The organism is Serratia sp. H1w (assembly GCF_000633355.1).
Classification (GTDB): domain Bacteria; phylum Pseudomonadota; class Gammaproteobacteria; order Enterobacterales; family Enterobacteriaceae; genus Chania.
Genome location: NZ_AYMQ01000135.1, coordinates 20,664 through 33,220 on the forward strand (window position 1 = coordinate 20,664; position 12,557 = coordinate 33,220).

At 43.7% G+C, this 12,557-nt stretch carries 13 protein-coding genes; 3 read left to right on the plus strand and 10 right to left on the minus strand.

What is annotated here, in order from left to right; genetic code table 11:
• Genes U869_RS0126715 through U869_RS0126720 form a run of 4 tightly spaced genes read right to left on the minus strand, consistent with a single transcriptional unit; the run spans position 1 to position 4,213 of the window.
• Positions 1-1,041, minus strand: a complete 1,041-nt coding sequence (locus tag U869_RS0126715) for an FAD-dependent oxidoreductase (RefSeq protein ID WP_029988710.1) — start codon at positions 1,039-1,041, stop codon at positions 1-3.
• Positions 1,031-2,575 (minus strand): class I tRNA ligase family protein, encoded by a 1,545-nt coding sequence (locus tag U869_RS31160; RefSeq protein WP_071998300.1) that lies wholly within the window; start codon positions 2,573-2,575, stop codon positions 1,031-1,033. Before U869_RS31160 ends, U869_RS0126715 begins: the two co-directional genes overlap by 11 nt.
• Complete coding sequence (locus U869_RS31165) at positions 2,568-2,954, minus strand: cupin domain-containing protein (protein WP_025124015.1); 387 nt, start codon at positions 2,952-2,954, stop codon at positions 2,568-2,570. The genes U869_RS31160 and U869_RS31165 overlap by 8 nt, the downstream gene beginning before the upstream one ends.
• A gap of 14 nt (positions 2,955-2,968) precedes the next feature.
• Positions 2,969-4,213: a SidA/IucD/PvdA family monooxygenase gene (locus tag U869_RS0126720; RefSeq protein ID WP_025121912.1), complete on the minus strand. Its 1,245-nt coding sequence runs from the start codon at positions 4,211-4,213 to the stop codon at positions 2,969-2,971.
• A gap of 742 nt (positions 4,214-4,955) precedes the next feature.
• On the opposite strand from U869_RS0126720, the gene U869_RS0126725 reads away from it, so the two are divergent.
• Positions 4,956-5,195, plus strand: a complete 240-nt coding sequence (locus U869_RS0126725; protein WP_025121911.1) for a DUF3742 family protein — start codon at positions 4,956-4,958, stop codon at positions 5,193-5,195.
• A 36-nt stretch (positions 5,196-5,231) separates the two neighbouring features.
• Here U869_RS0126725 and U869_RS0126730 read toward each other — a convergent pair whose 3' ends face one another.
• The 5 genes from U869_RS0126730 to U869_RS0126750 are packed head-to-tail and all read right to left on the minus strand — an operon-like array spanning position 5,232 to position 9,902.
• A complete protein-coding gene (locus U869_RS0126730) occupies positions 5,232-6,743 on the minus strand; it encodes a conjugal transfer protein TraG N-terminal domain-containing protein (protein WP_025121910.1) in 1,512 nt (503 codons plus the stop codon).
• The gene (locus U869_RS0126735) at positions 6,743-7,111 is read right to left on the minus strand and encodes a hypothetical protein (RefSeq protein ID WP_051588677.1); all 369 of its coding nucleotides are present in this window, start codon (positions 7,109-7,111) and stop codon (positions 6,743-6,745) included. The genes U869_RS0126730 and U869_RS0126735 overlap by 1 nt, the downstream gene beginning before the upstream one ends.
• Positions 7,112-7,113: 2 nt before the next feature.
• Positions 7,114-8,535 (minus strand): integrating conjugative element protein, encoded by a 1,422-nt coding sequence (locus U869_RS0126740; RefSeq protein ID WP_025121908.1) that lies wholly within the window; start codon positions 8,533-8,535, stop codon positions 7,114-7,116.
• An 18-nt stretch (positions 8,536-8,553) separates the two neighbouring features.
• Entirely contained in the window at positions 8,554-9,498 is a 945-nt protein-coding gene (locus U869_RS0126745; RefSeq protein ID WP_024483820.1) for a TIGR03756 family integrating conjugative element protein, read from the minus strand.
• The gene (locus U869_RS0126750) at positions 9,495-9,902 is read right to left on the minus strand and encodes a TIGR03757 family integrating conjugative element protein (RefSeq protein WP_025121907.1); all 408 of its coding nucleotides are present in this window, start codon (positions 9,900-9,902) and stop codon (positions 9,495-9,497) included. The genes U869_RS0126745 and U869_RS0126750 overlap by 4 nt, the downstream gene beginning before the upstream one ends.
• Before the next feature lie 422 nt (positions 9,903-10,324).
• Between U869_RS0126750 and U869_RS0126755 the strand changes: the two genes are divergently transcribed.
• Together U869_RS0126755 and U869_RS0126760 are read left to right on the plus strand one after the other, a co-directional pair.
• The gene (locus U869_RS0126755) at positions 10,325-11,158 is read left to right on the plus strand and encodes a hypothetical protein (RefSeq protein ID WP_024483822.1); all 834 of its coding nucleotides are present in this window, start codon (positions 10,325-10,327) and stop codon (positions 11,156-11,158) included.
• Positions 11,148-11,639 carry a hypothetical protein gene (locus U869_RS0126760; RefSeq protein ID WP_025121906.1) on the plus strand — a complete coding sequence of 164 codons (492 nt, stop codon included), beginning with the start codon at positions 11,148-11,150 and terminating at the stop codon, positions 11,637-11,639. The genes U869_RS0126755 and U869_RS0126760 overlap by 11 nt, the downstream gene beginning before the upstream one ends.
• A 243-nt stretch (positions 11,640-11,882) precedes the next feature.
• On the opposite strand, the gene U869_RS0126765 is transcribed toward U869_RS0126760, so the two are convergent.
• Entirely contained in the window at positions 11,883-12,536 is a 654-nt protein-coding gene (locus tag U869_RS0126765; RefSeq protein WP_024483824.1) for an AbiV family abortive infection protein, read from the minus strand.
• Between the last annotated feature and the right edge of the window lie 21 nt (positions 12,537-12,557).

Consider the following 12,557-nt stretch of genomic DNA (forward strand, 5'->3'; position numbering starts at 1 on the left):
TCATTCTTCCTTAAAAATATGATTGCAGATTTGCGTTGATAATGCAGGCGCAATTTTGAATATTGATGCATCACAAGCTTCAACAACTATCGCTCCAGATGAAGAGAGGGACTGCCAATATGGAAACGATTGGCGGTCACTATTTGATAATTCAAAATAAGGCGATACATGTGTCTCAACGTCACCATACTTTGCAGCGATTATTGATAACAAGTATTCCTTACATTCCTTCACTTGAAAATCATTGGGTATTGTTGAATATGAAAAATTGCTAGCACTCACTTTCAATATTTTCTTGTCAGGCGATGGAACGCACCATGATTTATTCTCATCCCCCATATTTAATACGGGCTTCAATAATGCCGCGCGATCATCATTAATGTGAATATTCAAATGCACTTGGTATCTTTGCTGAAGAAGTAAATTACTCTCAACACTAATTGATCGACTGACAGTGCAAATAATAGAGGTATAATCAATTTTTCGCCCTTCAATAAAGAGAGATTTTAAATCTTCAATTTCATTTAAATTCACCATGGTATCGCGATATATGTTAACATTTTCGTACCCTGCTAACTTTTGATAAAGATATGTATATATATTGCTGGCATTCAATAATATAGCATCGTGACCAATAAAAAGGTCATCATACTTTAAAGGTATACGCAATAAAGATGACTGCGTTGATAAATACCTATTATGGATCTCAAAAGGGATGCTCGCATTCTGATAAAGATTGATCAAGCGCTGACTTTCGACATCATTCAACACACGGACAGATTGGGTTTGACAACCAAAATCATTATGAGTGTTAAGAATAAGTTTTTGCCAAAATAGTTGTGACGAAGCAGCTAATGATTGTAGCACTGGGTTATTTTCATGGATGTATCTCCATAAACGTCCATAATCCCAAGAAAGATTATTTTTATTTGGAATTTGACCTGCATCATAGAGATCTACGCTAGCCCCCCTTTGAGCACATGCTAGCGCGGTCATAATTCCAGTAATACCTGCGCCAACAACAGCAATTTTATGATGCATGGGTTTCACATTTCTTTGTGCTGCAAATCATTGGTAACTCCGCAAGCAGTAACTTTCCAGAGCCGGTATGTTGGTTTGTTTCGTCAAAAGTTCGCTTCAGATCTACCATTACGAGACCAACCCCATTAAGAAGTGCATGCAATTGGCGATTAATTGATATCAAACTCACCTTACTATCGCTCGAAATCAGTTCTTGTAAACGTCCGATATGATGGAGAATCCAATCAGCTAATCGACTCTGACTGTACGTTTCAATATTACATGTTAGTGCCAATCGCTCATTCATAATTCTAATTATATTTTCGACATCACTATCTTCTACATCATGATACTCACTCCAACTTTGCGTATTATAGACTCTAACTAATGTATTCCATGATGTAATCAAACGATCATTTAATATTTTCGTCAATGCATCCCGGCTAAAATTATTTCGATTATGCTCAGGACTTGTCAAACAAAGATAAAAACGTGCATAATCTCGAGGCAACTCACTAACTAAGTCTTTTGCCCATATCAAATGTCCTCGACTAGTTGAGAATTTTGCATTTTCCAGTTCATAAAATTCGTTAGGTACAATATATTCGGGCAGGATATATTTGCCTTCATAAGCCATTAACAATGCTAGGTGCGATATCCCCCAAAAATAAGAATTATCGAATCCCAAAAAATACATTAATTTGTTACCAGTTTCCGTTAACCAGCTTGCATCCGTTGCCAATTCAGGACTTTCACCACAAGCATTGCAGTACATTGATGCTGGCATCCCTTCTGCCCATGCATTGATAACTTGTCCTTCAGTACCAGGAAATTTAGATGGAAGTCCCCATTTGATTGGGTACGTAATAGGGAAATCAATTAATTCACGGTCAAATAATTCATCCATTAATTGAATAATATGCGGTCTCCAAAGACCTTTTTTCTCTGAATAGTAATTTTCAAGTTTTTTCCGATAAGACTCAACTGGGAAAACAAGAATTTCAACTTCTTTATATACCAAAGATTCATATGGTGGTAATGTTGCCGTTGGTAATTTTAATTGATCGAAATTATTTGGATGTCCACAACTCTCACATAATCCTCCACGCGTTTGGGAAAGACAAACTGGGCACTCACCTGACACAAACGATTCAACCATAAATTCATTACGATGATTTGAATAAGGTAATTTAACTTTTTTTAGATTAAATTTTCCTTGTTCAAATAATGGAGTCAGAAATGCGTAAACCATCTCTTTATACCCATTATCAAATGGCGCATAACCATCGAGGTGTACACCCCAATTTTTCAGGCTAATGTTAATATCTTCAGCTGCCTGTTCACATAAATGTTCAGGCGTTATGTCCAATTTAATGGCACTCGTTACGACGTACGTTTGACTATCGTCAGTGCCAGTGGCGTAATTTACCCTGTCTCCTTTGAGTCGTAAAAAACGCGCATATATATCACCAGCTAAATAAGGACCGGCCATATGACCTACATGTAAATCACCATTTGGTGTTGGTGGTGGTGCAATAATTAATGTTTTAGACATGTTTGGATACCTTCTTGGTCAATTGATGGCGTTCGGCAAAATGCTCAGACATTTTCATATCCCACCAAATACTGTACATTTCAAATGGTTCATCGCTCTCATTTACAACACAATGTTTGGTATATGGCAGGAATTGAACAATATCCCCCGCACAAAAAGGTGTTTTTTTGTTTTCGCAAAGAATGAACGCACTTCCTTTTAATGCAATAAATATTTCATATTCATGATGTTCATGAGGCGTTGAAGCGGAACCTGCATTAATAACACACCATGAACCTTCAAAAGGCGCGTTTAATTCGGACCAAGGTAATAAACGTTGCGCGTACAAGTTATTTTCTAATCGCATTGCGGCTCGATCAAGATTTTTAAATGAATGCATTTGTAACCTCATTTTTACGCACCAATATCATCAAGAATTTCTTTTGATCGATAGGCAAGCACGCTTAATAATGAATCTGAAATGCCATGACTGTCTTCATTAACACCCTGCAGATGTAATGATACACCTTTCGAACACGGAATGATCGCTCGGTAGCTTCGATTGACTTTTATTTTTTCAATGTCAAGAATACTAGATATATCATTAAGTAATCTTGGCGTTTTATTTTTATAGCCTGTACCGAGAAAAACAATGTCAAATTTCTCTGATTGCGTTTTTTTCGTTATATTATCTTTCCAGGTTATTAAAACCCCATCACCATCATCAACTGCATGCAATATCTCGCACTGTGTTAACATGCGAGCACGTTTCTCACCATTCATTGCCTGGATATAATGGAACCTATAAAGACTTGAGAGAGTTGATGGTGCCACTCCTGAGTAATTAGTTGTATGCATAGCAGTCAACGTTTTTTCCCGCGTTTCATTTTCGCTATGAAAGAATGTATCTATATAGCTATTTTGAAATAACGTATTGGTAAACTGACTGCCTTCATAGTTAACTAAGCCAATAGAGCGCATCATCATGGAAACGTTTGCATGGGGGAATTTTTCAATACAAGATTGATAAATTTCAGCGCTACTTTGCGCACCACCGATGACTATTATATTTTTCTTTTTTTGCATATCAAGGTGCGCTAGTGACGTTAGAAAATTGGCACTATGAATCACTTTTTCATTCGAAATATTCGCAAACACATCTGGAATGTTCAGATCTCGCCCAGCACCAAAAATCAACCGATTTGCGCGATACACAGTTCCGTTGTCACTTTTTACTTGCCAAGAAATTACATTTCCCGTCGGATCTATTTCTGGAGATACCGCAATTACATTGCTGTTGTATACAATTTCAGTTTTTGATAAATTATTAGCAACCCATTGCAAATATTCAGATATCTCTTTCCGATATGGGTTAAAGGTTTGAAGGTTAACAAAATCATCTAATCTTTTTGTTTTATGTAAAAAATTCAAAAAACTAAAACGACTTGTTGGATTGCGTTGTGTCACTAAATCTTTCAAAAATGACACTTGTGACTGAGCTTCAGGAAAAAGCATTCCACGATGCCAGCAAGCACAAGTGTCTTTTTCCAAAATCACTGAGGATGAAATTGCTTTCGACGATGAACTTTCTTCAAGTGCGACACCAACTGCAAGGTTTGAAGGTCCACACCCTATCATTAATAAGTCAACATGTTGCATACGTCTTCCCTAATATAAACAATTATTAGCAAATCCAACTAAGTTATGGAATTTGCCACCTGTTTTCCCTGTCAAATTATAATGCTCTGCTAATGGGTCTTTTTATTTTACCTCATTTTTTATGAGTCAAATCGAAACTATCACCCTTAAATTTAACAATCAACAAACACTTAACTGTTAATTTTTACTTTGGATTAACATTTCGAAATAATCATTAAAAACAGGATAATTTATATAACCACCATCATTAATTCAGACCTATTGAACTATTTTTGTTTGAAATCACAGCACAATCAAATTAACACTTGCTTTTTATTGATCAAAATCAATATTTTAGATAAACATCCAGAAAATTTATTAAGCCTGAAATCAAATAATTAATAATAAAAATGAATGTTAAAAGATTAATTTATTTATCAAACCTATGGATTTTTTTTTCGAAGACCTCGGTTTTCACTCAAAATCCCGCACCAATCAAGTAGTAACAATGATGGATATTTGACGAATTGCATGATATTGAACACACATTGTCGAACTCTGTTTGCTGTTAACGATAACCAGTTTTAGTGCTCTTCTGTTACGCCAGATACCGTACGTAATTGTGCCGAATTTATTAGTTATAACCCATTCTCCGTTATCCTCGAGTCGACTAAAAATACGTCTTTCTTTTGCGCCAAATGAGTTGCTCGATCGTCGTGTCTGCCGTAATGTTGTTGTGGAGTAATCTAGGAGGGTATGGACGATGACCAATAAGGGATCAAATCAGCAAGATGATATCTTGGCTATCATCGCCAAGGAACTTGTAGAGGCAGCAAAGATGGTTTTTGGCATTTTTACATGCATTTTTATGGCCGGTGTCAATGCCACAACCCCGAAGAAATCTGCAGATACAACTTGGGATAATGATGATGGCTTTAGAAATGGGCACAATGGGTCTGGATACTACGAGGGGGATGTTAGGTTAAATAAGGATGATGATTGAGACCAGCGACTAAAACCGTCCCAATCATACATATGTTTATTTCGTTCCCTTTCCTTTAGTCGCTACTGTTTTGACTGTATCCATAGCTACTTTCGTGCCTTGGGCACCAGCTTGGTGTGAACTTGAGCTGGCATCACTTATAGATTTAGAGACCATGCTACCTATCTGCACTCCGCTCCACCCTACAGCACTAAACCAAAATGCAGGCAACACCACAAACATCGACCCCAGCACCAGGTTCATGATCCAGCCCTCAGCCCCAACACTGCTAAACCAGTTGTAATACCCGCGAGCACCAGTGTACACAATCTCGATGAGTCGATCGTCAAGCCAACTACCCAATTCCCACCAGAATGTCACAAACGTCAGCGCAAACATGGCAAAGGTCATCGTTACCACCACTTTGGGATCATAGGCACCGAACAGCATTACCAGGGGAATACAAATAACCAACGCCATCATCAAGATGCCATGTACCATTGGCAGCGCCTGGCGCAACGCATCAAATGCCGGTAATTGGGTCGCCTGGGCCGAAAATGCCCCTAGACCACTTATCATTTGCTTGAAACTAGTATCAAGATCTATCCCGGTCCCCCGCTGGCTTCCTGCCATGTAGGTTTCGTGGCCGCCAGACATTAGGGTATTTTGCGGGCTAACCAGCCAACGCAACAGGTTTTCCTCCCAGTTTTCACCATCAACGAACTTCATTCGGTTGGCGACTTTAACGTTATATGCCCCCGCCAACCGACTTTTCAGCCCGATGCCGGATGCGTTCCACCACTCCTTGCAGGTGGGATATCCCCCACGTCCTACATCAGGATAACCGCTATCCCGACTCTCTCTGTACGGCCACAGCGAACGGGGTAAGGTAGACGTGTAATAGTCATAGTAACCGCCGGTATTCAGGAAGTAGCTTGAACCTATCCAACTCACCGAATTGATTGTGGCGTCACTGAGCTGACTATTGGTGGATTTCAGCTTGAAATAGGCTTTGGCATAACACTGGTTGGCAAACTCCTGTACTTCCTGACGGATCACCGGATCAATAAGTTGGGTATGCTGCACCTCAAAGCGCAGTTGGCGGAGTTCCATGCCACAGGGGATGGACGCGATGGCCGCATGTGTCACCCCTTTTGATAGGTTGTGAACTAAATACCACCACATCGGTACCTGGGCAACCTGGCCGTTAAAGTCGGTCAACAACCCGCCATACCCAGATTCCTCCGGTTTGGGCACATTGGTGCCGCATTGCCGGGAGCGGGTCTGGTCAAACTTCATCACCGTCAGGTCCACCTCCTTGAACGGCATGGCACAGAACATAATCACCACGAACGCCAAGTACAGCACCTGCTCGATGCGGGGGAGCGCCAGTGCCCCCTTGTTCCCCTCATCTTCCCCCTCGGTACGCACCTTCAGCCAGACCCCAGCCACCTTCAGAGCCAGCGGCAAGGCAAACAATCCGGTAGTGGTAATGATGATCCACAGGGCGTTATTAATCAGCCACCCCAGGAACACCAGGAAAAACTCCAGATAACTGTCCGTCGTCATCACATCCCCCAACGGTAACTGGTGAATTCAATCAGCAAAGCCAGGCATACCATCATCACTTCAATGCGGTAGACCACGCCCCGCGAAGGAGCCTGACGCAACAACGTCGCCCGGACACGGTGAAACCACATGGCGGCCACGGTGCCGTACAGCGTCACCCGCCAGATAAACAGCGGCACGCGTGCCTGCTTCAGCCAGTCTGTCAATGCGGTCTCATTTCCGGCCAGATACAGCCCCAGTGCCGTCGCACATCCCCCCAGTAGCAGCACACCCACCATACCGGCAATAAAACCGGACGTTTTACGCCACCGGCGCGGCACCCTTTTTTCTGGTTGGCTTTCGCCCATCGAGACTCTTGCGGTCGCCATGATTATTCCTCCGTAGACTTGCTGAGCCCCTGAACAGCACTGTCATTTTGTTGACGGTCCTGACGCAGGCTGTTATCCACCTCACGCGCTTCCTGACGGGTGATCGCCACCAGAATGGAATTGTTACTGATGGATTTTCGTATCTCCATCTCATTTTTCAGCGCCTGGATCTCCCGGTCTAAAAACTCCAGACGCCGATCAGATTCCGCTACAATAGGCTCTTGAGCTGCCACGCTCGGTTCTGATTGCCCCACCATCAACATCCGACGCATCGCCAATGCCGTCGTGATGGTGTCAGCCATTGCCAGTTCCCCGGCCAGGCGCTGCACCAGAGCACCATTGTCCGGGTCATCCTTCAGGGCCTGGATAACTCCGCGAGTCACGGCCAGATCGCCGGTTTTCAACGTTGCCAGATTGGTCGCATTGGGAGCCAGATTACCGTTCACCAGCTTGATCAGGGTTTCCTGGTTCTCTTTGGTGGTTTTTTCCAGCATGGGAGAAAAGCCCTCACCCGGTATAGAGGTACCCGGCTCATTTTCCAGCCCACCGCTGTTGCACTCGCTGCCACTCACACAAGTGCGTAGCGCGCGATCCCCCAGAACTTTCGATACCGCATCTGCTGCTTCAGCACTGGTTTTATACTTCTGACATAACGAGCCATTACACGCCGATGAACTCACCGCTGCATCACTGGTGGCAGACTGTTTATTCAGGATGTTGTAACCTGCTTTGGCAATGTCATACGTGGGTTTGATAGCCTTCTGCCCCGTCCCTCCTCGCTGTTGCCCCCCCACCCATTTCACCCCTTCTTTACCCGTGGATTTCTTCAAGCTGTTATCTGCACGGATCGCATCAGACGTACTGGAAATGACATTCTGAAATTCCTCGCCAATCGCCGTTTGCGTCAACTTGCCTGACAAGGAGTAATCAGCCAGTTTCTTCGACATCGTCTGACAGTTGAGCTGGGCCTTGTCGAACGCCACATTGGCCTGCAGGACACCATTGGTCAGGAGCTCGTACAGTCCGGGGTTCGCTCGTTGGATGATCATCGCCGGAAGGCTGGCAACCGCGCCGGTAGCCCCGTTAATCACATCCCCCATCATGTTCTTGAAACCGTCCGTCGCCCCGTTGAGCTGGTTCTTGACCGTGGTACTCAAATCGAAGTTGCCGCACATCAGATCGTTGTTCCAACTGATACCGAGCCCGATTTTCTCCATGTTGTTGCTACTGGGGGGTTGGGATATCACCGTACCCCCACCAATGGAATAAAACAGATTGTCGTTTACCGCCCCCTTCATTCCCTTGCCGTAACCGGTATTAGCCTCCTCTGCCGTGATATCAAACGCAGCAAAAGCGGCTTGATTCAGGGAAAGCAGAGCTACACCTGCCAGTGCCCCGGCTTTTAAAATTGCCTTGAATGTCATTGCGTACACTCCCTTAAGTTAAAAATCAGTGCTGTACAGAAATCTTTGTCCACGCTTCTGGCAACAGGAATAGGGTTGCCACAACGCCCAGGCGTAAGCCCCATCCGCTGCTATCGGGTTGCTGTTGTCTGGGAATACGGCACAGGAAGAAGAGATAGAAGGGGCCAAGCGCTGCCATTTATGGTTTTTAGTGCCAGTGTTTTCGGTCACCGACCCCGGCGGCCAGTAACCTTCACGTTTACTGGCCGTCATCGGGTTGTAGACATGTACCTGCCCGGTGCGCGTGATGATGTCTGCCGTACGTTGTGCGACAACAGCCGCCGCCTTGTAGTCATCCACCTGAGTAACAAATCCGCTGCGGGGATACACATTGCCCCACATATTCAGGCTGGAGCCGACCTCCCGCAGTCCTGGCGTGAGAGCCTCTGGGTACAGGCTCTCCGGGAGGCCGGTACGCCACATCAAGGCATCCAGGGTACTGAGGAAATACGGCACAAACGCCGTGGCTGAACTTGGACAGGTGTAACCCATCACCCCCAAAAAGTTGTTAAATGAAGGAGCAGCCAAGGCAGGGTGACCAATCGCATCGGCGTTCTTGAAACGCAGGTTGTCTTTACGCTGCACACGCTTCTGCTCATTATGGCCACCGCCTTCAGCCACCCCAGGAATGCCCGTTCCCAACATCGCGACTTCAGACCAGGGGTTCTCCCCAGTCTGGGCGTAGCTGGATACCACGGCATTGGGGATGTAGTGCTTCACCTTGACGGAGGTTCGTACCTTACATCCCCAGGGAGTACAGAACAGCCAGTAACAAATACCGACCACCCGGTACTCCAGGCAGGTTGGGGAAAGGGCACTGGCAATGATTTGCGCCGAGTTGATGGCGCTGGCCGTCAACGGTTGTGCCGCACTACACAGCAACAAAGCCGTCGCCAACTTATGACGAGAGGGGAGTCGTTTCATTGCGCCCCCTGGTACTGGGCCAATTTCGCTTCGGCCAGGGCAATGTCTGCCGTGCCGTACACGACATAGAGGTCGTCAAATACCACTGCGGGGTACTTCTTCAAGCCAAGACCGTAGGCCTGGATAACTCCCTGGTAGGCCTGCGCTATCTGTTGCACTTTCTGTTGCCAGTCCGGGGACTGCAGTACCACTTTAGCCTGCTGTTCAGCCTGACGCGGGTCAGCCGACAACTCACCGAATACCTCGCGCTGGACGACCTCCGGTGCATCTAGGTAAATCACTTGATGCCCGGAGCCTAATCCAGCCGGGGGATGCTGACTGTCGGTGTACATCACGGTAGCCGCCTGTGCCGACACAGCAACGCACCCGATAGCCAGCAGGAACACAACGTTGCATTTCTTCATCACATCTCACTCCTGTGGGACAAAACCGCAGGGTGACGTGCGCTGGCGACAAAAACAGCAAACAACTCTAAATGCGTTGGGGGAAATTTGGGAGGGTAACCACTGAGATCGTTATTGATAGTTGATCAAGATAGTGATTCTGGGTGAGAAGCTGAAAAATCTGACCAGCCCTATAATGAAAGGTGAGTAAATCTGCTAAGAGCGAGAAGCGAGCACATTTTCTGTCCAAAACCGCTCAAAGCAGCAACAGCCCTGAAATGTCTAGATTTGCCATAGCAATTCACGCCGTCATCACTGCATCTATAGTGATTACTGCGGCTTAAGGAGCCAGGGTCGCTAATTTTATTAGCTCAGTAAAAGGTGACTGACCTATTGAAGTCTATTACAATAGTTTGGTTTATAGCTCGAAAATGGGATTAATTATGGCTGACTGGACAGATTTTTTGCCTACAGCGGTGCGAGCACCGATTACAATCTACCAAAACAAAAAGATCATTAACAAATGGTGGAAAAAGTTGCTAGTTTTTATCGGAACTGGTGACACAAATGTAGTTGTAACTGGAGGTGCTGGCGCAGGTAAGACAGTCTTAACCACTTGCCATCATGGCGAAGTAAAAGATCAAGAATGGGAAGAACCGAACGCTTCGACGATGGTTGAAAAAAAAGCGATTACAGTTGGAGAGTGGACTAAAGTATTTTCAGTTGTACCAGGACAAGACATACATGCACGGGAGATTGCACTGAATGAAGCTTTTCACAAGCACTCCAACTTAGAAGGCGTAGTGCACGTTGTAGATTATGGTTACACAACAATACGTTCATCCGTTGCTGAACAAAAATTAGTTGAATCAGGAGTTGACTCAATCCAAGCGGTCCGTGATTATAATTTACAGAAAGAGTTAGAAGAGTTCAGAAGGGTTTGCGATTTAATAGCTAATGCTTGTGCCAATGGGCGTGGGCCAAAGTGGATCATTATTGCTGTTAACAAAGCTGATTTATTCCTTTCAGATTTAGCAAAAGCCAAGGGATATTATCACCCAGACGGTTCAGGACCTTTTGTAGAAACACTTAACCGGCTTATGGCTAGAGTCGGCTCCAATCATCTCAGGTGCCGAGTAGTACCAGTTTGCCCTAAGCCAAGACCGTATGAATGGGCCGGGCAAAAACAAACACCTTCTCTTGAAACATTTGATGAGCCAGCAAAATTTATGAAAAATTTCGCTTTAATAATGGCGGAGGTTTCAAATGGACAATGATTCATATAAAGATATTTATTCATCGCCTTATGAAAAAAAGACCACTGTGGAAGAACTTGACAAACTTTTATCATTAGCGGAGGATGCATCAAATAAAGTAAAATATTTAAACATAGAAATAAGTAAAACCAAACAAAAAACTTACTGGCTATATGGGGCGATTTATTTTTATGCAAATGCCTTAGCAATAATAGCATTCTCTCTCAACATAACACAGTATGAGTATTATCGTTATTTTTTTGTTATTCTTTTCACCTCAAGCATTGTGATGATATTTCCCTTTGCGAGCACACTTATGGGCATGAAAAGAAAACAGATGAAACTGCATGAAGATATTCAAATTGAACATTCTGTTTTGAAAGAGTTGTTAGATTTGATATCTGAACTGGACTCTTATGGACGCTATGTAAAATCAATAGATCCTGTTAGTTTAGCCACGATAAGAATGCGTTTGAAAAGATTGAGATTCTCGGCGGAATAGAAAAAAGGGTTTAATAAACCACTTAGATGTAATGCGCAACGATTAGTTTTTTTGCTAAACGTTGCGTTTTTTCGGGTATAGATAAAGGGTATTTACGCCTTAACAAAACACTAAATCATTTCTAATACCCGCATAAGGCACCAAGCCGTCAAAAAGGGATATTGGGCTGTTGTGAGCGAGGAGTGGTCTTAACTCCCGCACTCTGAGATAAATATCGTACGTAGCGAAAAACTAATTCACCAGTTAGCCTTGCTGGCCATCTTTCTTTCTCCAGTCATTATTTTTCATTCCACTTTCGTGAGGCCACTTCAAAAGATTATTATAAATTTCACAGCCAAAAACACCATTCATGCCTTGCACACCTTCAAAATAAAAACCATCCTTTTCAATCCTTGAATATATCCTAATCAATTCATCATTGATTATCGAAATAAATTGCCTTGCATCCTTTTTTTTAATTTCCCACGGAGTAGAAACTCGACTGCCCACATCAATTCCCCCCTTGGCACGAGACAAACCAACATATATAGCATTTTGTTTTTTCTCTTCTAGTTTCCTGCTCTGAACCAGAGAAATAAAAATTGGAGAGTAATCATGTATTTCTCTTGCTACAAAGTTCCACTGTTTCTTTGGATGTAGATACAGAAGTTTTAACCATTCCTGCTCGAATTCAGCATTTGGGTAACCTTCATTAGTTTCAGATGTCCAGATGTAGTGATCTACCCAGTTGGCCTTTGAGAATTCTTCAAGAGCCAAGACAGAAAGCTGAAATGCACTTGGATAAGATCCATTCTCATAGAGCAATATTGAATCAAAGTGAAGGCGGATAGTATTTCTCAATGACTCAGTGGCGATTTTATTAAGCTTATACTTTGAGATACCTTCTTCTTTCTTCACTTATACCCGTGATCATTGAAG

What these genes read in the sequence shown, in the direction of transcription:
- U869_RS0126740 (WP_025121908.1), bottom strand. Translation starts at nt 8,535, where the DNA reads ATGACATTCAAGGCAATTTTAAAAGCCGGGGCACTGGCAGGTGTAGCT.
- U869_RS0126730 (WP_025121910.1), bottom strand. Translation starts at nt 6,743, where the DNA reads ATGACGACGGACAGTTATCTGGAGTTTTTCCTGGTGTTCCTGGGGTGG.
- U869_RS0126735 (WP_051588677.1), bottom strand. Translation starts at nt 7,111, where the DNA reads ATGGCGACCGCAAGAGTCTCGATGGGCGAAAGCCAACCAGAAAAAAGG.
- U869_RS0126725 (WP_025121911.1), top strand. Translation starts at nt 4,956, where the DNA reads ATGACCAATAAGGGATCAAATCAGCAAGATGATATCTTGGCTATCATC.
- U869_RS0126745 (WP_024483820.1), bottom strand. Translation starts at nt 9,498, where the DNA reads ATGAAACGACTCCCCTCTCGTCATAAGTTGGCGACGGCTTTGTTGCTG.
- U869_RS31160 (WP_071998300.1), bottom strand. Translation starts at nt 2,575, where the DNA reads ATGTCTAAAACATTAATTATTGCACCACCACCAACACCAAATGGTGAT.
- U869_RS31165 (WP_025124015.1), bottom strand. Translation starts at nt 2,954, where the DNA reads ATGCATTCATTTAAAAATCTTGATCGAGCCGCAATGCGATTAGAAAAT.
- U869_RS0126720 (WP_025121912.1), bottom strand. Translation starts at nt 4,213, where the DNA reads ATGCAACATGTTGACTTATTAATGATAGGGTGTGGACCTTCAAACCTT.
- U869_RS0126750 (WP_025121907.1), bottom strand. Translation starts at nt 9,902, where the DNA reads ATGAAGAAATGCAACGTTGTGTTCCTGCTGGCTATCGGGTGCGTTGCT.
- U869_RS0126715 (WP_029988710.1), bottom strand. Translation starts at nt 1,041, where the DNA reads ATGCATCATAAAATTGCTGTTGTTGGCGCAGGTATTACTGGAATTATG.
- U869_RS0126760 (WP_025121906.1), top strand. Translation starts at nt 11,148, where the DNA reads ATGGACAATGATTCATATAAAGATATTTATTCATCGCCTTATGAAAAA.
- U869_RS0126755 (WP_024483822.1), top strand. Translation starts at nt 10,325, where the DNA reads ATGGCTGACTGGACAGATTTTTTGCCTACAGCGGTGCGAGCACCGATT.